Raw genomic sequence first — 23029 nt, 5'->3', positions numbered from 1 at the left:
CTCGACCTCTCTCGACGGGTCCCTGCCCGGTCCATTCTCGGCGGGGCCCTCCGTTACCGAATCCCGACCATCCCCTTTACGGAGTCGATGAGCTTCTCCGAGTCGTAACCGACGCCGTCCTTGAACACGACCGTCACATTCCTGATGATCGCGGAGTCCGACTCGAGATCGCCCTCGAGCACGACCAGATCCGCGAGCTTCCCGGGCTCGATCGTCCCGACCTCGTCGTCCACGCCCATGATGCGGGCGCCGTTCGCGCTCACGATCCGGACCACCGTCGAGGCGTCGAACCCCGCCTCGATGAGAAGCTCGTAGTTGCGCTGGTCCCCGAAGCCGGCGATCGCCCCCCCGATCCCGGTCGGGTCCACGCCGGCCGCCAGCACGCCCCCGGCCTCGACGAAGCCGCGCTCGAACGCCATGTGCTTCTGGAGGTGCGTCTCCGTCATGGACCAGTCGGGATCCGCCTCGATCCTGTCCACCATCTCGAGGTAGTCCTCCCGCACCTCGGGAGCCATCGCCTCGAGCGTCCGCTCGTCCAGCACGGCCCGCCCCTTCGTCATGGGCTCGATCACGGCCATCGTCGACGTCATCCCCACGTCGTTCTCGACCATGGAGAGGATCAGCGCCCGGGCCGTCTCCCCCGTCGGATCGCCCTGTTCTCCGACCCGGATCATGGAATTGGGCGGACACTCGTCGGGCCGCTTGCGCGGATCGAAGTCCGTCGCGGTCCCGAAGCCGTGCTCGATGTTGTCCATCCCCAGGTCGACGGCTTCCTGGAAGGTGATCGAGCAGATATGCCCCGTGACCCGGAGGCCGTGCGCGTGCGCCTCTTCGACGACGGCGGCGAGTTCCGCGCGGCGGATCGTCGTGTACGCCTTGATCCAGGACGCGCCCTCCCCGGCCCAGTAGCGAACGAAGCGGCGCGCTTCCTCGGGCGAGTTCACCTGAGCCATGTCCCCGAGGGCCGGGTTGGGTCCGGTCACGTACGGCGCCGTCACGTGCATGCGGGGTCCCGGCGCCAGTCCGCGCTCGATGTTCGACTTGACGTTGAGATCGGCGTAGGGCGAGACGCTGCCCGTCGTGCGGATCGTCGTGACCCCCGCCGCGAGATAGAGGCGCGGGGAGGAGATGTTGCCCTGGGCCATCCGGCCCCCGGCCCCCATGAAGAACATGTGGTTGTGGAGCCCGATCATTCCCGGGATCACGGTGTGTCCCGGCAGTTCACGGACCTCGGCGCCGGACGGGATCTCGACCGTGCCCGCCGGGCCGACAGCGGCGATCCGGTTCCCTTCGATCACGACGGTCTGGTTCGTCCGGGCGCCGGCGCCGGTCCCGTCGATGACCTTGACGCCGGTGAGAGCGACGGTCGGGCCGGCGACGGACACGAACTCGGAGGTCTCGGCGCTCAGTTCCGCCGCCGACTGCGCGGGCAGGTGGGCCGGGGCGAGCAGGGCCGCGAGCGCGACGGGGGCCGCGATGAACTTCCTCATGGGAAACTCCTGTGACTTGAGCCGTTCAGGGGCCCGAAAACCTACCGCGTCACGGCTCCACCGTGAACACCATCTTCATGCCCGCCTCCAGGTGTTCGGCGATGTGGCAGTGGAGCATCCAGCGGCCCGGGTTCGAGAGTTCGAGCAGAATGTCGAGCGCACCGCCCACGGGAACGACGGCGGTGTCCTTCCAGGCGAGGTTGTCGTGCGCGACGCCGTTCGTGGCGAGGACGAGAAAGCGCTGGCCGTGGATGTGGATCGGGTGCTGCATCTGGTGCAGCGTCTCGCGGCGGCTCCGGAGCCTCAGTCTGACGACGTCGCCCACGCGAAACGTCCATTGGATCGCCTCGTTCTCGAGCCCCGTCGAGGGTTCGCGCAGCGTCCACGACACGTTCTCCGGCGTCGACATCAAGTTCATCATTGGCATCGTTCCCGACCACTCGATCGGGTGGAAGTACGACGAATCCACCTGCATGAGACGCTCGACGACGAGCGGGAGGCCGCGGGTCGTCATGTCGAGTTCCAGCGTGAGGTCGACCGGGCGGTCGAACAGCGGGCGGTAGGGTGCGATCTCCTCGCTTGCGCGTCCGTTCTCCCGCAGCGTCTCGAAGGCCGCGTGCAGATCCGGCATCGCCGCCCCGGCGCCGACCCGGACGACGCCCAGCGTGTCCTGTTCGGGGAAGAAACTGCCGCCGATGTGGTCGATCCCCTGGACCCGGTTCAGGAGGGCGTAGCTCCCGCTCTCGGGGAAGGCGACATGCACGATGTAGCGCTCCGCCGGCGCGATGATCACGCTCTCGACCCACGCCTCCCGCTCGAAGTTGCCCACATCGGCGCCCACGAGCTTCATCGGCGCTCCGCCGAAGGAGAGGTTGAACGTCCGCGTGTTCGACGCGTTCGTGAAGTAGAAACGGACGACGGACCCGCGCTCCACGTCCAGCGCGTAGTCGGGCTCCCCGTTCACGAGCATGGTGTTGCCGAACCGGCCCATCAGCGCATGCGTGGCGCGCTCCAGTCCGAAGGGGACGATCCCGTGCTCGCCCACGAGCAGGTCGTCGAGCATGACGACCTCCTCGCGGTGGACCGGACCGTAGTAGTCGGGGTCCCCGGAGCGGACCATGAGGTTGCCCGCCAGTCCCAGATCCTGCTGGATGTCCTCGCGGTGGTGGGGGTGGTACCAGTAGAGGCCGGGGTCGGGGAAATGCACCGTGTAACGGAAGCTCTCGCCGGGGGCGACAGGATCCTGCGTCACGCCGGGGACGCCGTCGAAGCGGTTGTCGAGACGGAGGCCGTGCCAGTGGATCGCGGTCGGCCAGTCGATGCGGTTCGTGAAATCGATCGTGACGGTCGCGTCCTCGGGGACCCAGAGGAGGGGCCCCGGGATCTGTCCGTTGAAGCCGTAGCCGAGGAGTTCGCGGCTCCCGATGCGACGGCGCACGTAGACCGCGTCGAGCGCGAGCGAGTCGCCATCGGCCAGTTCGATCAATTCGCGGGGGCGGGCGTCGACGATTTCGCCCTCCCAGCCGTCGCCCGGCAGCCAAGGCTGTACGTCCGGCCGAAGCTCCATGAGCGCCGGAAGCATCATGACCCCGTCAGGCATCGGCACCCCGCTCCACGCGTCGTCCATCGCCATCTCGCCGGGATCCATCCGGGAAGCGCCGAGCGCAAACTCGAGGAAGTCGGCGGGCTGCATGCGACTGGAAGGCGACTGGGCCCGCAGCACGTACGGACCCGCCGGCTCCGCGCCCGCCCCCTCGGCCGCCCCAGGCTCGGCTCCGGGTTCCGCTCCAGCTTCGGCTCCGGGCGCGGTGCCGGATTCCGCCGTAATCAGGATGAGGAACTTGTTGAACCCGACCTGCCCCACGTCGACGCGTCCGCGGGCCGGGACCTCCCCGAGCCGTTCGATGGGCGACAGCACCTGTGTCGAGGCCCAGGCGACATAACGGTCGTACGGCCCGAGCGTGGAGGGCGGCGGAAGGTCCGTCGAGATCACCGCGTCGTACAGGAGCCGCCCGTCCGGCGTCACTCCCATGGAGAACGGTCCCGGCGGGCGGCGCAGTTCGACCGTGCCGGCCGCGCCGGGCACGCGGGGCGTCGGAAACAGGGCCATGCAGTACAGGTCGGGGCTCGCCGCGGCCCCCTGCGCCGCGCCCGGCGTGCATGGAGGCGCTTCCTGCCCGGGCGGCATCCCCGGGGGCGCCGCGCCCATCCACAGCCAGAGTCCCCCGCCCAGCACCCCGACGGCGCCCAGCGCGGCGGCGGCCGGGCTGGCGCCCCGCCTCCCGGCCGAGCGCCGGGCCGCGAGGGTCATTGCAGGGCCCTGGTGCGGCCCCCGTCGACGGCGATGGACACGCCCGTCACGTAGCTGGCGCGCTCGGAGGCGAGGAATGCCACGACCGCGGCGAACTCGCGCGGCTCACCGAGCCGGCTCGCGGGAATCGCGGCGTTCCATCCCGCCTCCACCTCTTCCATCGAGATCCCACCGGCTTCGGCGTGCACGGCGGCCAGTTCCTCCAGCCTCGCGGTGCGCGTGAAGCCCGGAAGCACGTTGTTCACGGTGATGCCGAACGACGCGACCTCGTTCGAGAGGGTCTTCGCGAAGCCGGTCACGGCGGCGCGCACGCTGTTGGAGAGGATCAGGCCATCCACCGGTTCCTTCACCGCGACCGACGTGATGTTCAGGATCCGTCCCCATCCGCGCTCCTTCATGCCGGGCAGCACCGCGCGCGTCAGGTCGAGGGCGCTCTCGAGGTTGAGGCGCACGACCGCCTTCCACGCCCCCCGGTCGTGGTCCTCGAACTTCCCGGCCGGCGGCCCGCCCGCGTTGTTCACGAGGATATCCACGCGTCCGAAACGGCTCATCGCCGCTTCGACGAGGCCGGTCACGTCCGCGGGATCCGACAGATCGGCCGCGATACCGACGACATCGCCCGGCCCGCGTGCATCCGCGGAGGCCACGGCTTCCGCGAGCGCCGCCTGCCCGCGCGCGCACATCACCAGGTGAGCCCCTTCCGCCGCCAGTTCCTCCGCCACCGCCCGGCCGAGGCCCTTCGAGGAGGCGGCGACCAGGGCGACACGGCCCGCAATCCCCATATCCATCAGGCGTCCGTGTCGTGAAAGTAGGAGTCCGTCCCATCGAGCCAGTCCGTGCGGGGAGGACAGAAGATGTCGAGGTCCAGCGTCTTCTCGAGCGCTATGGCCTTGTGGGGGACGTGAGAAGGAATGTGAAGGATCTCGCCTGCCCGCACGACGACCTCCTCGCTCCCGTCTGCGCCGAGCCAGAAGTGCAGCGCGCCCTCGAGGATGTATGTGAACTGCTCATTCTCGTGCGAGTGTGTGGGAACGACCGCGCCCTCCTCGAGCAGGACCTGGGCGATCATGGCCCGGTCTCCCGTCACCATGCGCCGGCCCAACTGCTCGGTTACGCGCTCCCACGGCAACTCCTCCCAGCGGAAATGCCGGGGCTTCGCTTCGCTCATGACGTTCCTCCCTGATTCGTGTATTCCGGATCCGGTCGGCGGACGATGAGCCGCCTACCGATTCCCGGCAAGCGTCCAGGCGACGCCCGCGCGCATATTCCAATCTCCGCTCATTTCGGTGGTTCCGTGCCCGACCGCCCCGTCGATGGCCACCGGTCCCCGTCTCCACTCCACCGTGGCCCGGAGTTCGCCGGTGTCGCCGGTCCCGGGCGGCGACACCCTTCTTGTACTGGACCGCCCTCGGGTCCCGACGGATAGCCGCCAGGTCGCGGCCACGTCCCACAGAGCTTCGAACGCGTAGGCGAACGCATCGTTCTGCTCGAAGGGCTCCGCCGGCACTTCCAGGATGCCGACACCGAACCAGCCGGTCACGCGCCAGCGGGCGGAGGCCCAGGAAAACAGGGCCGCGATCGTGACATCCGTCGTGTTCGTGCCGATTCCCCTCGTTTCGTCGGAGTTCGGCAGCTTGACTCCCACGTGTCCCCCGGCCGAGAAGCCCCTGGGTCCTCCGAGAGGCGCGAGGGAGATGGCGAGTTCGAAATCGCCCACGTCGCGCGTCGTTCCGTCTCGAACGGAGGGATCAAGCTCGATGGCGGCAGCCGGATCTCTCGCTTCGATCTCGAGGATCTTCCGCGCCGCCCCCTTCAGTTCGAGCACAGCGTGCGGCCCGATCGCCCAGGCGGCGTGGAGCACCGGGAAGGCGTTCAGATCTCCTCTGAGTCCGGCCAGCGGGAAGGCGCCGTTCGTCGTGCGGGTGAAACCGACACCCATGATGGCTTCGCCGTCTCCCACACCCACGGGCTGCACGAGCGCGTCCCGCTTCAGTTGCGCCGCCGCCGGCCCGGCGAGGGCGACGCCGAGCGCCGCGGCAAGAAACAACGAGAGCCCGGCGCATGTACGCCGGGCTCTCGGAAACTGCGGCGAAGCGGACCGCCGGCCGGGAGCCGGCCGGCCGGCGCGACTCAGTTTCGAGCCGCCTGCATGATGTCGTCCACGTAGCCATCCAGCCGCACCATGACCTCGATCGTCTCGGCCTGCGTCCCGGCGTTGGCCAGCTCTCTCGCCAGACTGAAAAGCAGCCCGCGGACGGCGGCCGCGTCCCCATCCCCGATCGATGGCACCTCGGGGGCCGGGGGCGGCGGGGGCTCCGCCACGGCCGGTGCGGCGGGCTTCGGAGCCGGTGCGGCGGGCTTCGGAGCCTCCGTGGCGGCCAGGCGCCGCTTCACCTGAAGCGGGTACTTCGCGTGGAATTGTCGGGCCGACAGATCGGCAACCGATGCGTCGATCTCACAGGCGCCCTTGAACAACTCCGCGTTCTTGACCTCGGGATTCCTCTTGAGGACGCGCGTCACATAGGCCAGAACTGCCGCGCCCGCATCACCCGTCGAGACGCGCGGCCGCCGCGCCGGCTTGGCCCTCGCACGCGCCGGAGCCGCCCTCCCGGAGCCCGCGCCGCCCAGACGTCGCTTGACCTGCAGCGGATACTTGGCGTGGAACTGCCTCGGGTTCAGATCCGCGATGGCCTTGTCTATGAGTTTCGCCCCCTCAAAGAGCGTCGCGTTCGAGACCCCGGGATCCCTTGCCAATTCCTTCTCTATGAATCTCATCACGTGTTCGTTCATTGTGCCTCCTCGTGCGGACCTGTGCGCTCGACGATAGATGCCGATGGCGCGTGCTTGCGGTGTGGAATGCACCATGATCCAACCCGATGCACCGCGAGTCAACTGTAGGGCATGTAATAGATGTACGACCCTGTCCCGAAAGGAGGCGGGGGGCATGCGTCCGCGACCGAGGCATGCGTTGCGCACGTCTCGCTTTCTGGGGCCACCGCGCGGACGTAGCTTCCCGCCCATGCAACCTCGAATGACGTCCACCCTGATCGCCATCGCGGCGTGGAGCCTGCTCCCGGCGCTCGTACACGCACAGGGGTCGCGCCTTCCCGGCGCGATCGAAGCGGGACTCATCCTCCGGCAGCTCGATGGAGTGAAGAGGGTACTCGTCGTGGCGGCGCACCCGGACGACGAAGATACCGCTCTGCTGACCACGCTCGCGCGCGGATGGGGTGTGGAAGCGGCCTACTTCTCGTTCACGCGAGGCGAGGGAGGCCAGAACCTCATCGGCACGGAACTCGGCGAGGGACTCGGCATCATCCGCTCGGGCGAACTGCTGGCCGCTCGGACGATCGACGGCGCGCAGCAGTTCTTCGGCCGCGCCTTCGACTTCGGCTACTCGAAGACGGCGGAGGAAACCTTCGCGAAGTGGCCGCGCGAGCGCGTCCTGTCCGACCTGGTGTGGACGATCCGGCGCTTCCGTCCCCATGTGCTCATCACGATGTGGAGCGGAACGGAGCGGGACGGTCACGGGCACCACCAGGTATCCGGCCTTCTCACGCAAGAGGCTTTCGACGCCGCGGGAGACCCGACTCGCTTCCCGGAGCAGGTGGCGGCGGGAGCGGAGCCATGGGCGCCGCCGAAGCTGTACCGCCGCCCCCTCTTCGAGCTGGGAGCCACCGCAATCGACATCGAGACGGGCGCCCTCGACCCTCTGCTCGGCCTCACCCACCACCAGGTCGCGATGGACAGCCGCAGCCAGCACCGCTCGCAGGACTTCGGCACCGCGCGGCCGCCCGGCCCGCGCGTCACGCGCCTTTCGCTCGTGTCCTCGCGAGTCGGCGGATCTTCGACGGAACCGCTGTTTGCGGGGGTCGACACGACCCTGGCAAGTCTGGCTATCGACCTCGGAGAGACCGCACAGGCGGACGTTCGCGCCTACCGCGAAGCCATCGCGCGCGCCGGCGGCGCGCTGAACGCGACGAGGCCGGAGACCGCCCTGCCCTTCCTCGGCAAGGCGTCGCGGTCATTGGAGCGGCTCCGCGCCGCCGCACTCACCGGACCGGAGAGCGAACTGCGACGCGAACTCGACCGTCGCGCGCGCCTGCTCACGCGGGCCATCCTCGCGGTGGCCGGAGTGCGCGTCGAACTGCGGGCGCGGGACGATGTCCTGGTGCCCGGACAGACCGTACTCGTCGAGGCGCGCGTCTGGAGCGGCGGCGACGCCACGCTCGAACTCGACCCGCCGACCATCGAGACCCCTCCGGGGTGGGCGGTGGCGGGCATCGGGCCGGACGTCGAGATGGAGCCCGACGATCTCGGGTCGTTCGCCCGCTTTTTCCGTCAGGAGGACACGGTCTTCCACCCGTCGGCCCGGGCGCGCATCGCGCCGGGCGAACTCGCGCTGTGGCGTTATGCCGTCACAGTGCCCGTGGACGCGCCGCCTACCTCCCCCTGGTTCCTGGAACTCCCTCGCGACGGCGATGTGTACCAATGGCCCGATGCGCCCGAGCTTCGGGCGCTCCCGTTCCGTCCTCCCACCCTTCACGGACGCGTGGCCGCGGTGGTGTCGGCGGCAGGCGAGCGGCTCGACATCGAGGTCGGGGATCCGGTGCGTTATCGGGCCGTCGATGGCGCGACGGGAGAGAGCTGGCGACCCCTGCACGTGGCGCCGCGCATATCCGTCGCGGCGGCGGCGCCTGCGATGATCTGGCCGGCCGGCCGCCCGGATTCGCGTGTCATCACCTTCCGCATCTCGAGTTTCGCCCGGGACGCGACGGACGGAGAGATCGGGCTCGACCTGCCGCCCGGATGGCGCGCGACGCCCGAGGCGACGGCGTTCGAACTTGCGGGAGAGGGAGCGGTTCGGACGGTCGGCTTCACGGTCGAGCCCCCGGCGGGAGAAGCGGAGGGGGAGTTCTACGTACGGCCGTGGATCCGGATCGCCGGGGCCGCAGTCCCCGCCACGCGCGCGACGATCATCGACTATCCGCACATCGAGCCGCACCTCATGGCGGACGATGCGGCGGTACGGATCGTCCGTTTCCCCGTGCGAGTCGCGGACAAGCACATCGGCTACGTGATGGGTTCCGGTGACGACGGACCCGAAGCCATTCGGCAGCTCGGACTCGATGTCGAACTCATCGAACCGGCAGACTGGGACGCGGAGAGGCTCGACCGGTTCGACACGATCGTGCTCGGGATCCGGGCCTACGAGGTGCGCGAGGACATCATCGCGGCAAACGGGGAACTGCTCGCGTGGGCGGAGCGCGGAGGTACGGTCGTCGTCCAGTACAACCGCTACGAGTTCAACGAGGGGGTCTACGCACCGTACCCGATCGCCATCGGCCGCCCCGCGCCCCGCGTCACGGAGGAGGACGCCCCCGTCACGCTCGTCGACCCGCAGGCGCCCGTTCTCGCGGAGCCCAACCGTCTCGGCCCGACCGACTTCGAGGGCTGGGTTCAGGAGCGCGGCCTCTACTTCCCCGATGAGTGGGACGAGCGATACCGGGCGCCGCTGGAGATGGCCGACACGGGAGAGCCGCCGCGCCGCGGCAGCCTGCTCGCAGCCCCGGTGGGTCGCGGACTCTACATCCACACCTCGCTCTCCTTCTTCCGGCAACTGCGCGCGGGCGTGCCCGGCGCCTTTCGTCTGTGGGCGAACCTGCTCTCTCTCGACGGCGGCCGCTGGCGCGAGATCACCGCCCCGTGACGCAACACCGGGACGAGACCGAGGACCGGATCGGGCCCTTCCGTAGCTGGCGCGCGCTCTATGTGTCGGTGATCGTGTATACGGTGGGACTCATCTTCCTCCTCTATCTCGCCACGCGCCTGCTCGACTTCGGAGTGCCGTGAGCGGCCTCGACTGGCTCGTCTTCGCCGTCTATTTCGGCGCCGTCGTCGCCTTCGCCTGGCGCCAGAGTCGCGGGAACCGAGGCGTCGAGGGCTTCTTTCTCGCCAACCGCCAGCTGGGCTGGGGCGCCATCGGCCTTTCCGTCATGGCGACGCAGGCGAGCGCGATCACCTATATCGGCACCACCGGACAGGCCTTCGACGACGGCATGGAGTTCGTCCAGTTCTACCTGGGCCAGCCGATCGCCATGGTCATCCTCTGCGTCGTGTTCATCCCCTTCTTCTATCGCTCGAAGGTTTTCACCGCCTACGAGTATCTGGAACGCCGCTTCGACTCCAGAACCCGGTCGCTGACGAGTTTCCTCTTTCTCGTGTCCCGCGGCCTCTCGGCGGGGATCGTCCTCTACGCCCCGGCCATCGTGCTCTCCGTCATCATGGGCTGGGACGAGCGCGTGACGATTCTCGTCATGGGACTGATCACCGTGGCCTACACGATCATGGGGGGCATCACGGCGGTTATCTGGACGGACGTACTGCAGATGATCGTCATGTTCGCCGGCATCGGGATCGCCATCGCGGTACTGTTCGCGACGCTGCCGGAGGGAGTGGGCGTCGGCGACGTGGCGTATATCGGCGGAATCCATGAGATGTGGCGCAGCATCGACCTCTCCTGGGACCCGACGAATCGTTATACCCTCTGGTCCGGACTCATTGGAGGTCTCTTTCTCGCTCTGGGCTACTTCGGGACCGACCAGAGCCAGGTCCAGCGTTATCTCACGGCGAGTTCGCTCCGCCAGAGCCGCCTCTCCCTCATCTTCAACGCCTTCGTCAAAGTCCCGATGCAGATCTTCATCCTCGCCATCGGTGTTCTCCTCTACGTTTTCTATCACTTCGAGCGCCCGCCCCTCGTCTTCAATTCGGCCGAGGCGGCCATGGTCCGGGAGAGTCCCCGCGCAGGCGACTTCGCGGCGCTGGAGGCCGAGCAGGAACGAGCGCACGAATTGCGCCGCGAGAGCACCCTTGCGCTGCTGGAGGCTCGCCGGTCCGGTGGATCTCCCGCGGTGCTGCAGGGCCGGATCGCCGAGTACGATGACGAACTTGAGCGGTTGAGGGAGGCGTCGAAGTCGCTCGTTGCCGAGGTGCGAGGGTCATCGTCGAACGATGTGAACTATGTCTTCCCGTCCTATCTCGTTTCCTATGTGCCCGCGGGTATCCTCGGACTGCTGATCGCCGTCATCTTCGCAGCCGCGATGTCCTCGCTGGACTCCGAACTCACGGCCCTGTCAAGCGCCACCGTGATCGACTTCTACCGGAGGCACGTGAAACCGGAGGGGACGGACGCCCACTATCTGCTCGTCTCCCGGCTCGCCACGCTGGGCTGGGGCGGCTTCGCCGTTCTCTTCGCCCTCTACGCGGGCCAACTGGGGTCGCTCGTGGAAGCGGTCAATGAAGTGGGTTCGATCTTCTACGGCGCGCTGCTGGGCGTCTTCCTCCTCGCCTTTCTCGTGAAGCGGGCGACGGCCGCGGGCGCCTTCTACGGGCTCATCTTTTCGATGCTCGCGGTGCTCGCCGTGTCGCGGTTCACGGAGATCGCGTGGCTGTGGTACAACGTCGTCGGGACCGTCGCCGTTCTCCTGGTCGGCCTCGCACTCCGCCGGCGCGGGCGGTAGAGTCTCCGCTCGGAAAAACGCCGCGCGCAATCCCCTGGTCCCTCAAGGGGGGCGGCTCCCAGCAACCTCATCGGGATGATACGTATGCTCACGGACGTACAGATCGCCGAGGCCGCGACGCCCCGGCCAATAAAGGAGATCGGCGAGAAGATCGGGCTGGGCATCGAGGAACTCGTGCCCTACGGCCACTACAAGGCCAAGGTCAGCCCGGAGTCCATCTTCGGGCGCGAGCCCGGATCGGGCCGCCTCGTCCTCGTCACGGGCATCACTCCGACGGCCGCGGGCGAGGGCAAGACGACCGTCTCCGTGGGCCTCGCCGACGGCCTGCGCCGCGTGGGAGCGAACTCGGTGCTCTGCATTCGCGAGCCGAGTCTCGGCCCGGTGTTCGGGGTCAAGGGCGGCGCCGCCGGCGGAGGATACTCGCAGGTGATCCCGATGGCGGACATCAACCTGCACTTCACGGGAGACCTGCACGCGATCACCTCGGCGCACGCGCTCCTCTCAGCGGCGCTGGACAACCACCTGCAACAGGGGAACGGGCTCGGGATCGACCCGCGCCAGATCACCTGGCGGCGCGCCGTGGACATGAACGACCGGGCACTGCGGAACATCGTCGTCGGGCTCGGGGGCCGGATCAACGGGGTGCCGCGCGAGGACGGCTTCATGATCACGGCCGCTTCCGAGGTGATGGCCATCTTTTGCCTCGCCGCCAGCCTCGAGGACCTCGAGGAGCGGCTGAGCAGCATCATCTTGGGCTACGACTACGGCGGGGAGCCGGTGCGGGCGCGCGAACTGAAGGTGGCGGGCGCCATGACACTCCTCCTGCGTGAGGCGATCGGGCCGAACCTCGTTCAGACGCTCGAGGGGACGCCGGCTTTCGTGCACGGGGGCCCCTTCGCGAACATCGCCCACGGCTGCAATTCGCTCATGGCGACGCGGGCCGGGTTGGCCTTCGGCGACGTCGTGATCACGGAGGCCGGGTTCGGCTCGGACCTCGGGGCCGAGAAGTTCTTCGACATCAAATGCCGCATCGGAGGCCTGAACCCGGAGGCCACCGTGCTCGTGGCCACGATCCGCGCCCTCAAGCTGCACGGCGGGGGCGACCGCACGGCGCTCTCGACGCCGGATCCCGACGCCGTCCGAGGAGGACTCGCGAACCTCGGCGCGCACGTCGAAAACATCCGGGGCTTCGGCATCGAGCCGGTGGTGGCGATCAACGTGTTCGGCACGGACTCGGACGAAGAGATCGAGGCCGTGGCGGAGGCGTGCGAGGAACTGGGTGTGCCCTGGGCCCGCTCCGACGGCCACGCGCAGGGCGGCGCCGGTTGCGAGGACCTGGCCCGCGCGGTCCTGGCGGCGCTCGACGAAGGAGGGGCCGCCTTCAAGCCCAAATACGATGCGGAGGCTTCGATCCGGGACAAGATCGAGGCCATCGCGCGCAAGGTGTACGGCGCGGACGGGGTCGACTACACGGCGCGCGCCACGAAGGACATCGGACAACTCGAGGCGGCGGGGCTCGGCAATACGCCGGTGTGCATCGCGAAGACGCCGAACAGCCTGAGCGACGATCCTGCGCGTCTGGGACGGCCGACCGGCTTCCGCATCACGGTCCAGGACGTGCGTCCCTCGGCGGGGGCGGGCTTTGTCGTGGCCCGGGCCGGCACCGTCATGACGATGCCGGGACTCCCGCGCGTGCCCGCCGCGGAGGGGATCCGGATCGTCGAGGACGGAAGCGTGGTCGGGCTCTTCTGAACCGCATGAGACGTTTGAGACGATGATCGAGATCGATCTTTCCGCCGGCCCCCACATGGAGGGCGTGGAGCGCCGGCTACGGGAATGGGCCGCCGAGGACGCCGTGGCGCGGCTCTGGCGGCGGGATCCGACGCTCTGGAGCGCGGATCCGGACACGCCGGAACTGGCCGACCGGCTCGGGTGGCTCGACCTGCCGGAGACGTCTCCCGCCGCGCTCGGCCCGATCGAGGCGTTGCGCGCGGACGTGCCCTTCTGGTTCACCGATCTCGTGCTGCTCGGCATGGGAGGCTCCAGCCTCGCGCCCGAGGTCATCGCGCGCACGATGGCGGGCGAGGGACTGCCGCTCACGCTCGTGGACACCACGCACCCCGGGGCGCTCCGCGACCTCGAGTGGCTGCGTCCGGCGAACGCGATCTTCGTCGTCTCCAGCAAGTCCGGCTCGACCGTCGAGACGCTCTCGCTCTTCCGGCACTTCTGGTCGCGGACCGCGGAAGTGGTGGAGGACCCCGGGGCGCACTTCATCGCGATCACGGACCCCGGATCTCCCCTCGCCGAACTCGGCCGCGAGCGGGGATTCCGTGCCGTGTTCGAGGCGCCGTCCGAGGTGGGAGGCCGCTTCTCGGCGCTGAGCCCCTTCGGTCTGGTGCCGGCGGCGCTCGGGGGCGCCGATGTCCCGGCCCTTCTCGCGGAGGCGGCCGAGGCCGCGGACGCCTGCAAGGACGAGGCCCACCACAACCCGGGCTTCCTCCTCGGGGCGGCTCTGGCAGAACTCGCGCTCGCGGGGCGCGACAGGGTTACCTTCGTCGCGGCCTCCGACTGGGACGCTTTCCCGGACTGGGCGGAGCAACTCCTGGCCGAGAGCACCGGCAAGGAGGGTCGAGGCATCGTCCCGGTCATCGGCGAGCCCCCGCGAGCGCCGGACGAATACGGCGAGGACCGGGTCTTCGTCGGCCTCCTCCTCGGCGGGGACGCGGCGCGCGAAGCGGAGCAGTGGGGAGACGCCGACGACACGCCGGACCTCCTCAACGCGCTCGAGGCGGCCGGTCACCCTACGCTGCGCATCCGGCTCGAACAGCCCGAGGAACTCGGCTCTCTCTTCTTCGTCTGGGAGGTGGGCGTTGCGATGGCCGGAGCCGCCCTCGGCATCCACCCCTTCAACCAGCCGGACGTCCAGCTCGCAAAGCGTCTCGCGCGCCGGGCGATGGCGGGCGAAGGCGCGCCGGAGGCAGATGAGATCGACCTCGTCTGGGAGTTGCCGCGGTTCGGACACGCCCCGCCCCGTACGCCCGTGCCGCCGGACGTGGACGGAATCCGCGAGCGGCTGGAGGGTTTCCTGGCCGCGGTGGCCCCGACGGACTACATCGCCGTACAGGCGTTCCTCGGGGGTGGCGAGGAGGAGGAAGGGCTGCTCGGGACGCTGCGCGCGGCCCTCGCCGGAGCCACGGGGGCGACGACCACGCTGGGCTATGGCCCGCGCTTCCTGCATTCGACCGGACAACTGCACAAGGGGGGGGCGGACAACGGCGTCTTCCTGCAACTCGTCGACGACGCCGGCGAGCACGTACACGTCCCCGAGACGGACTTCACCTTCCGCCGACTGATCCGGGCCCAGGGGCTGGGGGATGTCGAGGCTCTCGGCCGATGCGAACGCCGGACGCTCCGGGTCCGCGTGGGCGGTCCCGAAGGTCTCGGCCTGCGCCGCCTGATCCAACTCGTCGAGGAGTCCGGCTAGCCCGGAGAGCGGAGAAGATCGGTCCGGCCCTCGATGTCCAGGAGCGCACGCTTGTAACGGAGTCCGCCGGTGTATCCGCCCAGCGTCCGGTCGGTCCGGACCACCCGGTGGCACGGCACGATGATCGGCACCGGGTTCCGCCCGAGCGCGTTGCCCACCGCGCGCGAGGCCTTCGGGCGGCCGATTCGCCGGGCGATCTCCGTGTACGTCACCGTTTCGCCGAAATCGAGTCCGGAGGCGGCGCCCAGCACGGCGCGCTGGAAGTCGCCCAGTGCCGCGAGGTCGACGAACAGGTCGAAGCGCGGGCGGCGGCGGCCGAAGTACTCCGTCAGTTGCTCTTCCGCGGAAGCGAGCCGGTCGGTATCGCAAACCACGGGTGTCGACGGGTACCGGCGCTCGAGGCCGGCCACGAACGCATCGTCGCTCTCGTCCTGCCACGAAAGCGCGACCAGGCCCGCGCCGCTCGCGGCGACGCGCATGACGCCGAACGGCGAGTCGAAGCGACGCCAGCGGACGACCGGACCGCCCCGGAGGCCCTTCGCGGAACGATGCAGGATCCGGTATTCCGCCGCCCGCTCCCGACAGGCGGAGCACACCGCCATGTGCTCGGTCAGCGCCTGACCGGCGACGGGATCCGGGTCGCCCAGGATCCAGGCGAGCAGGTCTTCCTCCTGATAGATCGCGCAGCTTCGAGTCATATCGGTCCCTCCTCGCGCCACACGTCGGCGAGATCGCGGCGCAGCTTTTTCATCCCCTGGTAGACATTGGCTCTCGCGGCGTCGGGAGAGGAGCCCAGCCGGCGGGCGATCGCCGCATAGTCCAACTCTTCGATCCAGCGGAGCCAGACGGCGTTCCGCTGTGCGGGCGGGAGTCCGGCCACGCCCTCCCGGACGCGCGCCGCGGCGGCTTCGGAGAGCCGGTTCAACGCCGCGTCGACCGCCGGAAGAGAGGCGGATTCCAGTTCCCCGGAGTGGGCCGCGAGCAACTCCGAGCGTCGGCGGCGCATCGAGAGGCGGTCGAGCGCCCGGCGGGTCGCGACCCGGTACAGCCATGCGCGGATGTTCACGGCCTCGCCCGCCTCCGGCCGCCTGCGGAGCGCCGTCACCCACAGGTCCTGCACGATATCGCGCGCCTCTTCCGCGTTTCCCAGCATCGCGGCCACGTGACGCTGCAATTCCCGGCCGTAACGTTCGGACCAGTCGGTCAACCGCCGTTCCGGCTCCGCCGCTGTGGTCATCCGCCTCGGCTCCACCCCTCCATTCACATTCTCCTTCGTTCTCACCCCCTGGAACGTATCGTTTCGGAATCCGTGAAACGGGCCACGCCGGGAACTGGCCTCGCGAGCGCGTGAACCGTACCGTGTGGGCCCGCAGCCCCCACCGGAGGCTTGAAGCGTACAGCGGCGGCCAGCGCGTCGCCGGACATCCAACCGGGACAACCGAGGCTCTCTTGAATTCAGCATATCCCGCACCCGCGCCGACTCGCGTCGCGTTGGCGCTCGCGGCCGCCTTCGTTGCGGCAGCCTGCACCGGCGACACCGGAGAACAGAACGGCGCCGTGACCGGCCAGAACGATGCCGCGAGCGGCGCCGTGACCCGCGCTCCACTGCCGGAAGAGCGGCGCTTCGCCAGGCTGGCCCAACTCACCTTCGAGGGAGAGAACGCCGAGGCCTACTACTCGTCGGACGGGCAGCGGCTGATCTTCCAGCGCCGGCACGAGGGCGAATACGAGTGCGATCAGATCTTCACCATCGGCGTCGAGGGCGGCGATCCGCAGCTCGTTTCGACGGGACTCGGCCGGACCACATGCGCGTACTTCTTCCCGGACGACTCGCGGATCGTCTACAGTTCCACGCATCACGCGGCCCCCGAGTGTCCACCGCCGCCGGACATGCGCCGCGGATACGTGTGGGCGCTCTACGACTTCGACATCTACACGGCCAACCCCGACGGCTCCGACGTCCAGTCCATCTTCTCAAGCCCCGGCTACGACGCGGAGGCGACCATCGCGCCCGACGGCTCGCGGATCGTGTTCACCTCCACGCGCGACGGAGATCTGGACATCTACTCGATGAATCCCGATGGCTCCGACGTCCGGCAACTCACGAATGAGCCGGGGTACGATGGCGGTCCCTTCTTCTCTCCCGACGGGTCGAAGATCGTCTACCGGGCCAGATACCCCGAGAGCGAGGAAGAACTCGCGGACTACCAGGCGCTGCTGGCGGAGGGTCTCGTTCGGCCCGGCGTGCTCGACATCTACGTGATGGACGCGGACGGGTCGAACCGGGTGCGTCTCACAAACAACGAGGCCGCGAACTTCGCCCCCTTCTTCCACCCGAGCGGCGAGAAGGTGATCTTCGCCTCGAACCTGAACGACCCGAGCAGCCGCAATTTCGATCTCTTCCTGATAAACCTGGACGGGACGGGGCTCGAGCAGGTGACGTTCAGCGAGGAGTTCGAGAGCTTCCCCATGTTCACCGCGGACGGCCGTTATCTCGTGTTCGGATCGAACCGGCACGGCTCGCACGAGGGCAACACGAACCTCTTCATCGCCGAGTGGATCGACGAGCTGCCCTAGGAGCTTGCGCCGTAGAAGCCGATGGTGCGGCGCGGTTCGGCTGGCTATGGTGATGCCGTGCTGTGACGGGTTCACGTTCGGCGCGGGGAGTTGGCGATGAGTGCGAGGTCTCTACCGTACGATCCGGAGAGGATGAGGACGAGGTTCCGTCCGTACGATCCGGACCAGCAGTTGCTGCTGCCTCAGGATCTTCGTGAGTGGGTGCCGGCGGGGCACTTGGCGCATCATGTGAGCGATCTGGTGGACGCGGCGGACCTGTCGGCTTTCTACGCGCGTTACGAGGGGGACGGGCGGCGGCGGAGTCCGTACGATCCGCGGATGATGGTGAAGGTGCTGGTGTACGGGTACGCGACGGGGGTGTTTTCGTCTCGGAAGCTGGCGCGGAAGCTGGAGGAGGACGTGCCGCTCAGGATGCTGGCGGCGGGGAACTTTCCGGCGCACCGGACGCTGTGCGAGTTCCGGAAGAGGAACCTGAAGGCGTTCGGTGCGTTGTTCGCGGAGGTGGTGCTTCTGGCGCGGGAACTGGGTCTGGCGGGGTTGGGCCGGGTGGCGGTGGACGGGACGAAGGTTCGGGCGAACGCGAGCAAGCGGAAGGCGATGAGCTACGGGCGGATGGGTCCGGAGGAGGCGCGCCTGGAGGCGGAGATCGCGGAGTTGCTGGCGCGTGCGGAGGCGGCCGACGCGGAGGAGGACGAGCGGCACGGGGAGGACGTTCGGGGCGACGAGCTGCCGAAGGAGTTGAAGCGGCGGGAGGACCGGCTGGCGGCGATCCGGGCGGCGCAGGCTCGTCTGGAGGCGGAGGCCCGCGAGCGCGACGACGCGCGGGGCCGGGAGCCGGAGTGGGATCGCAACCCGAAGGGGGGGAGTCCGTACAAGCTGGACTACGGGGAGCCGGAGGCGGACTCGCAGACGAACTTCACGGATCCGGAGAGCCGGATCATGCGGACGAGCACGGAGGGCTACCAGCAGTGCTACAACGCGCAGGCGGTGGTCGACGGCGAGAGCCAGCTGGTGTTGGGGGCGGAGGTGACCGACAACGCGAGCGACCAGGGGCAGTTGGTGGAACGGGTTGACGAGGTGTCCGGGCGGTTGGGGGAGACGCCGGGCGAGGTGCTGGCCGACGCGGGCTACTCGAACGAGGAGGACCTGGCGGCTCTGGATGCGCGGGGGATCGACGGCTACGTGGCGCTGGGCCGGGAGGGCGGGGCGGCCGCGGAGCCCGACCCGGAGACGTGCCCGGCGAGGGCGCGCATGGCGAAGAGGCTGAAGACTCCGGAGGGCCGGGCGGTGTACGCGAAGCGCAAGTGGATCGCGGAGGCTCCCATCGGGTGGATCAAGGAGGCGATGGGGTTCCGGCGGTTCAGCATGAGGGGCCTGGAGAACGTGCGCGGCGAGTGGGATCTCGTGTGTCTGGCGCTCAACGTGCGGCGCCTCCACATCCTTCGGGCCGCGTGAGGGGCCGGAAACCCGTGTCGGGCGTTCCCCGGGGCACAAGAAGGGGTCCGCGACCCCGCCCGAACGCCGCCCGCCGGGCCGTCTCCCCGCCAACAACGCGTTCCCGCCCGGAAAACGACCGATACTTCGGCTCGCGGGACCCCGCGGGCGGCATCCGATCGCTTCCGCCGCGCTCCTGCGGCGCAGGCTCCTAGCTCCCGGCGCTGACGCGGGGTCCTGCCACGGACGGCCGCGCGAGTGACCGACTTCCCCCGCGGGCCGTCTAGCCTCTGAAGACAGCCCCGGCGGCGAGCCGGCCGCCCGGGGCGGGGACCGGAGAACACGGGAGCTTGGGATGGGGTTCGCAAAGGCGACAGGAAAATCTGGAGCCCCCGGGCGGTTGCGGGGCCGGCGGCGGGGGTGGGTGGTTGGGATGGCGTGGGGCGTCTCGTTCGTCGCGCCCCCGGTCTCCGCTCAGGAGGCGGGGCCTCCGATCGACTATGACGCCGCCATCGCGCAGAGCGGGATCGAGGGCAGCTACGGGTACCTGCGCGCGCTGGACGGGTCCGCGACGCTCATTCAGGGCGACACCCGGGAGCGCGTCCAGCTCGCGGTGAACGAACCCGTCCTCGTCGGGGATCGGATCTTCGCGTCCGATGAATCGCGTATCGAGATTTCGCTTGCCGACGGAACCCTCGTTCGGATCGGGAATCGGGCGGAACTTCTCTTCCGCGCGCTGGCCAACTCGGCGGACACGAGCGACCCCGCCTCCATCCTCGAACTCGTGCGCGGATCGCTGCAACTCGTGGTGGCCGCGAACCCGCCTGGCCCCGAGTGGCCCTCCGTCATCACGCCGAACGCGACGATTCGGCCACGGGGCGCGGGTTCCTTTCTGGTCGTCGTCGACGACGAGCGCCGCAGCGAGGTCGTCGTGCGCGAAGGGGTGGCGGAAGTCACGACACCGTCGGAACTCGCCGAGGTTCGCCCGGGCGAGAGTCTCTTCGTCGAGGGGGCGCAGGGTGACCGGCTCCGCTTCGCGGCGGCCCCAAGCCTCGACCGTCTGGAGGCGTGGGGTCAGGGGATCGGCGACTACGCGGACGGCGAGTACGCGGCTCATGTGGACCCGGACCTCCGCTACGCCGCGTCTTCGCTCAGGGGGCACGGTTCGTGGGTGCAGGTTGGAGCGGGGGCCGCGTGGCGTCCGCGGGTGTCCACGGGCTGGGCCCCGTACCGCCACGGGCGCTGGCGCCACACGCCCAGCGGGATGTTCTGGGTCTCGTACGAACCGTGGGGCTGGGTGCCCTACCACTATGGGTATTGGGACCTCGACCCCGACTGGGGGTGGATCTGGTTCCCGGGCCAGCGTTTCGCGGCGGCACACGTCTACTGGTACTGGGGCCCGAGCTACGCGGGCTGGATTCCATCGGGATACTACTGGCGCCACTACAGGAACTATTACGGAAGCCGCTGGGACTTCCATTTCGGGGTCTACGGACACATCGGGGGGAGCTTCGGGCGGTATCGGCACTGGACGTTCCTGCCGCACGGACGGCTGGGACACCGGCGGCAGCACTTCTACTCGGTGAGCGGTTCGGACTTCGGTCGCGGACGGAAGGCGGTCGAGCGCGGCGTGCTGCTGACGGACTCCCGCCTGCTAGGGCGCGAGGCACGGCGGCGACCCGCGCAGACGCTGGCGAGCCTGCGGCGCGCGGTCTCGCGTGACGGAAGAACGGCGATCGATGCGAACGGGTTCATCGATCGCGGCACGAGCCTGCCGCGGGAAGTCGAGCGCGTCGTGCTGCGGAGCCGCGATGGCCGGTCGGCCCGCCCGCGCGACGCGAGGGTCGGAGCGCGGAGCGACCCCTCGCGGACGGCGGGCGCGCCACCCGTCCGCGTCACCACGCGGTCGACGGAGGGCCGCACGCCGCGGCTGGAGCGACCAGGTGTGCAGCGAGCGTCGCCGGCGGCGTCCGGGAACGGCGCTCGCCCGGCGATCCGGCGGCCTGCCGCGCGGGACGTTGCGGGAGCCGCGAGACGTCCGGTCGTGCGGCCCACGACACGGTCGGGCTCCGGCGGCGTGCAGCGCGCGTCTCCGCGGACAAGTGACAAAAGCGGTCGCCGGATCATCCGTCCACGCACGGCGCGGGAGTGGCCGGCCATTCGACGGACGGGGGGCGCTACGGCACGGTCGAATCCGGCGAGGCCGACGGCGCGGTCCACGCCGTCGCGGCCGGCGGTGCGGCCCACGACAGCGTGGCCGTCCCGGCCCGTCCTTCGCCGTCCAGCGTCCTCGAGGCGACCCGAGGCCCGGCAGTCCGCCCCGCGGTCGCCGCGCCCGGCCGTGCGGCCTCCCGGACCGTCAAGGTCGAGCGGCAGCGTCAGACGGTCCGGCGGAACCTCCAGGTCCGGGGGCGCGGTCCGCCGCGGCGGTGGCACGCGGTCGACAGGCGTTGCGCGGGCACGGGGCCGGTCCCGAGGCTAAGCCACCGTCGGAGTCAGGGGTTCGGCCACACCTCCGCATCCCGCTCCATCTCGGGCTCCGGTTCGACGCCGAGCGCCTCGACCATGCGCACGTAGTAGTTGAAGAAGCCGATGACCTCGGTTGCGGTCAGGATCTGCGCGTCGGTCCAGCCGACCTCGCGGAGCTCGTCGATGTCGCGCCGAGCGGTGGAGCTCGGCTCGCGCGTGATCGCCACGGCATAGTCCATCAGCCGGCGCGTCTTCTCGTCGAGCTCCGCCGTTCGGTAGTCGGTGCGGATCGCGCGGGCCAGATCGTCGTCTCCGGTGGCCTGACGGAGATCCTCTCCGTGCGCCTCCGTTCAGTAGAAGCACTCGAGTTCGCGCGAGGTCACGGTCGCGAGCATCTCCCGCACGTCGCGCCCCAGCGGTCCGGGCGCCAGCATCAACGCCTCGTAGAGCTGAATCGAGGCCCGCATGACGGGCGGGTTCAGGCTCTGGATTCCGATCACGTTGAAGACACGCCCCGCGCGGCGGACGGCCTTCTCGTACTCGCGGGCGACGAGCCCCTTCGCTTCGTCGGGAGCTACCGTCTCGATATGCGGCATTTCGCCTCCTGTCGGCAACGGATCGGGGGCGTGCATGGACTCATCGGCCCTACCGGCTCCTCAGCGTACGAGGAAACCGTCCCGCCACGGGTCTTCCGGATCGACGAGGAACTCGTGCCGGCCCGTCACCCAGGCTCGGCCCCCGACCTCCGGCACGACCGCCGGATGTCCGCCGACGGTCGTCGTGTCGACGATCCGCCCGCCGAACCGGCCGCCGATGATGCTCTCGACGATGATTTCCGCATCCCCGGAGAGCTCCCGGCGGGCGCGAAGGATGGCGAGGCGCCCGCTGACGGCGGTCCCCGTGGGGCTCCGGTCGAGTTCCCCCTCCGCGAAGATGCAGACGTGCCGCGAGTGGTGCGCGGGATCCGCAGCCTTGCCAGTGAACACGGTGCCGTAAAGGAATCCGAGATCGGCGTCGTCCGGATGCGAGACGTCGGCCCCCGCGGATGAGGACACCGCGTGCGTGATGCGACGCCCCGCATCGATCAGGCCGGTGGCGCCGGCGGGCGTGAGCGGCAACCCCAGCGCGTCCGCGTCGACGTATGCATAGAAGGCGCCTCCGAACGCCAGATCGTAGGGAACCGTTCCAAGGCCTTCGACCTCCACGACCCGGTCGAGAGTGGCAGCGAAGGAAGGCACGTTGAGGAACCGGACCTCGCGGACCCGTTCGCCGTCCAGGATTGCGGTGGCCCGTACGAGGCCCGCGGGCGTGTCGATCGTTACCGGCCTCTCGTCGCCTGAGCCGTCGATCCAGCCGGCTTCGACGGCGATCTTCGCGACGCCGATGATCCCGTGGCCGCACATCGTCGAGTAGCCCTCGTTGTGCATGAAGAGGACGGAGAAGTCCGATCCGGGCCGCACCGGGGGCATCACGAGGCAGCCGTACATGTCCGCGTGCCCGCGCGGTTCCCACATGAGGGCGCGGCGGAGTTCGTCATGGTCCGCTCGCGCGACGCGACGCCGCGCGAGGACGCTATCCCCCTCCAACTCCGGGAAGCCCGCCACGATGACGCGTAGCGGCTCTCCCTCCGTGTGGGCATCGATCGTCTCGATGCGAAGCCAGTGCTCGGGAGCTGTCCAGGTCATGTGACTCCTCGGTGGGACGGTGGCCGGCGGCAGCGAAATCGTCGTATGCTGGCGCCTGT

Annotated in this window: 19 protein-coding genes; 8 read left to right on the top strand and 11 right to left on the bottom strand. The window is 69.5% G+C overall.

Annotation, left to right across the window (positions count from 1 at the left end; translation table 11 throughout):
- Positions 1-53: 53 nt before the first annotated feature.
- The 6 genes from ACOGXI_RS02375 to ACOGXI_RS02350 all read right to left on the bottom strand — a co-directional run bounded on the left by ACOGXI_RS02375 (position 54) and on the right by ACOGXI_RS02350 (position 6591).
- The gene (locus tag ACOGXI_RS02375) at positions 54-1490 is read right to left on the bottom strand and encodes an amidohydrolase family protein (RefSeq protein WP_419937306.1); all 1437 of its coding nucleotides are present in this window, start codon (positions 1488-1490) and stop codon (positions 54-56) included.
- A 49-nt stretch (positions 1491-1539) separates the two neighbouring features.
- The gene (locus ACOGXI_RS02370; RefSeq protein ID WP_419937305.1) at positions 1540-3801 is read right to left on the bottom strand and encodes a multicopper oxidase family protein; all 2262 of its coding nucleotides are present in this window, start codon (positions 3799-3801) and stop codon (positions 1540-1542) included.
- On the bottom strand, positions 3798-4589 hold the full coding sequence (locus tag ACOGXI_RS02365) for an SDR family oxidoreductase (protein ID WP_419937304.1): 792 nt from the start codon (positions 4587-4589) through the stop codon (positions 3798-3800). The genes ACOGXI_RS02370 and ACOGXI_RS02365 overlap by 4 nt, the downstream gene beginning before the upstream one ends.
- Positions 4589-4969, bottom strand: coding sequence for a cupin domain-containing protein (locus tag ACOGXI_RS02360; protein ID WP_419937303.1), 381 nt, complete (start codon positions 4967-4969; stop codon positions 4589-4591). Before ACOGXI_RS02360 ends, ACOGXI_RS02365 begins: the two co-directional genes overlap by 1 nt.
- Positions 4970-5023: 54 nt before the next feature.
- Positions 5024-5848, bottom strand: a complete 825-nt coding sequence (locus ACOGXI_RS02355; protein ID WP_419937302.1) for a hypothetical protein — start codon at positions 5846-5848, stop codon at positions 5024-5026.
- A gap of 83 nt (positions 5849-5931) precedes the next feature.
- Positions 5932-6591, bottom strand: a complete 660-nt coding sequence (locus ACOGXI_RS02350; RefSeq protein ID WP_419937301.1) for a hypothetical protein — start codon at positions 6589-6591, stop codon at positions 5932-5934.
- A gap of 241 nt (positions 6592-6832) precedes the next feature.
- On the opposite strand from ACOGXI_RS02350, the gene ACOGXI_RS02345 reads away from it, so the two are divergent.
- The 5 genes from ACOGXI_RS02345 (at position 6833) to ACOGXI_RS02325 (ending at position 14805) form a co-directional block, all read left to right on the top strand.
- Positions 6833-9511: a PIG-L family deacetylase gene (locus ACOGXI_RS02345; protein WP_419937300.1), complete on the top strand. Its 2679-nt coding sequence runs from the start codon at positions 6833-6835 to the stop codon at positions 9509-9511.
- Positions 9508-9654 carry a hypothetical protein gene (locus ACOGXI_RS02340; protein ID WP_419937299.1) on the top strand — a complete coding sequence of 49 codons (147 nt, stop codon included), beginning with the start codon at positions 9508-9510 and terminating at the stop codon, positions 9652-9654. Before ACOGXI_RS02345 ends, ACOGXI_RS02340 begins: the two co-directional genes overlap by 4 nt.
- Positions 9651-11321, top strand: coding sequence for a sodium:solute symporter (locus tag ACOGXI_RS02335; protein WP_419937298.1), 1671 nt, complete (start codon positions 9651-9653; stop codon positions 11319-11321). The genes ACOGXI_RS02340 and ACOGXI_RS02335 overlap by 4 nt, the downstream gene beginning before the upstream one ends.
- Before the next feature lie 84 nt (positions 11322-11405).
- Positions 11406-13073: a formate--tetrahydrofolate ligase gene (locus ACOGXI_RS02330; RefSeq protein WP_419937297.1), complete on the top strand. Its 1668-nt coding sequence runs from the start codon at positions 11406-11408 to the stop codon at positions 13071-13073.
- 22 nt (positions 13074-13095) lie between these two features.
- Positions 13096-14805 (top strand): hypothetical protein, encoded by a 1710-nt coding sequence (locus ACOGXI_RS02325; RefSeq protein ID WP_419937296.1) that lies wholly within the window; start codon positions 13096-13098, stop codon positions 14803-14805.
- Here ACOGXI_RS02325 and ACOGXI_RS02320 read toward each other — a convergent pair.
- Together ACOGXI_RS02320 and ACOGXI_RS02315 are read right to left on the bottom strand one after the other, a co-directional pair.
- On the bottom strand, positions 14802-15503 hold the full coding sequence (locus ACOGXI_RS02320) for a methylated-DNA--[protein]-cysteine S-methyltransferase (protein ID WP_419937295.1): 702 nt from the start codon (positions 15501-15503) through the stop codon (positions 14802-14804). The genes ACOGXI_RS02325 and ACOGXI_RS02320 overlap by 4 nt on opposite strands.
- Positions 15500-16042, bottom strand: coding sequence for an RNA polymerase sigma factor (locus ACOGXI_RS02315; protein WP_419937294.1), 543 nt, complete (start codon positions 16040-16042; stop codon positions 15500-15502). The genes ACOGXI_RS02320 and ACOGXI_RS02315 overlap by 4 nt, the downstream gene beginning before the upstream one ends.
- Positions 16043-16254: 212 nt before the next feature.
- On the opposite strand from ACOGXI_RS02315, the gene ACOGXI_RS02310 reads away from it, so the two are divergent.
- The 3 genes from ACOGXI_RS02310 (at position 16255) to ACOGXI_RS02300 (ending at position 21298) form a co-directional block, all read left to right on the top strand.
- A complete protein-coding gene (locus ACOGXI_RS02310; protein WP_419937293.1) occupies positions 16255-17382 on the top strand; it encodes a TolB family protein in 1128 nt (375 codons plus the stop codon).
- A gap of 132 nt (positions 17383-17514) precedes the next feature.
- The gene (locus tag ACOGXI_RS02305; protein ID WP_419937292.1) at positions 17515-18837 is read left to right on the top strand and encodes an IS1182 family transposase; all 1323 of its coding nucleotides are present in this window, start codon (positions 17515-17517) and stop codon (positions 18835-18837) included.
- A gap of 412 nt (positions 18838-19249) precedes the next feature.
- Positions 19250-21298, top strand: coding sequence for a DUF6600 domain-containing protein (locus ACOGXI_RS02300; protein ID WP_419940138.1), 2049 nt, complete (start codon positions 19250-19252; stop codon positions 21296-21298).
- A gap of 13 nt (positions 21299-21311) precedes the next feature.
- On the opposite strand, the gene ACOGXI_RS02295 is transcribed toward ACOGXI_RS02300, so the two are convergent.
- The 3 genes from ACOGXI_RS02295 to ACOGXI_RS02285 form a co-directional block, all read right to left on the bottom strand.
- Positions 21312-21524: a hypothetical protein gene (locus ACOGXI_RS02295; RefSeq protein WP_419937291.1), complete on the bottom strand. Its 213-nt coding sequence runs from the start codon at positions 21522-21524 to the stop codon at positions 21312-21314.
- A 111-nt stretch (positions 21525-21635) separates the two neighbouring features.
- On the bottom strand, positions 21636-21881 hold the full coding sequence (locus ACOGXI_RS02290) for a hypothetical protein (RefSeq protein ID WP_419937290.1): 246 nt from the start codon (positions 21879-21881) through the stop codon (positions 21636-21638).
- A gap of 60 nt (positions 21882-21941) precedes the next feature.
- The gene (locus ACOGXI_RS02285) at positions 21942-22970 is read right to left on the bottom strand and encodes a proline racemase family protein (protein ID WP_419937289.1); all 1029 of its coding nucleotides are present in this window, start codon (positions 22968-22970) and stop codon (positions 21942-21944) included.
- Between the last annotated feature and the right edge of the window lie 59 nt (positions 22971-23029).

This window comes from Candidatus Palauibacter sp., from assembly GCF_965208055.1.
GTDB lineage: Bacteria > Gemmatimonadota > Gemmatimonadetes > Palauibacterales > Palauibacteraceae > Palauibacter.
Note: the sequence above shows the minus strand (reverse complement) of the source record. Positions and strands in the feature narration are given on the sequence as shown.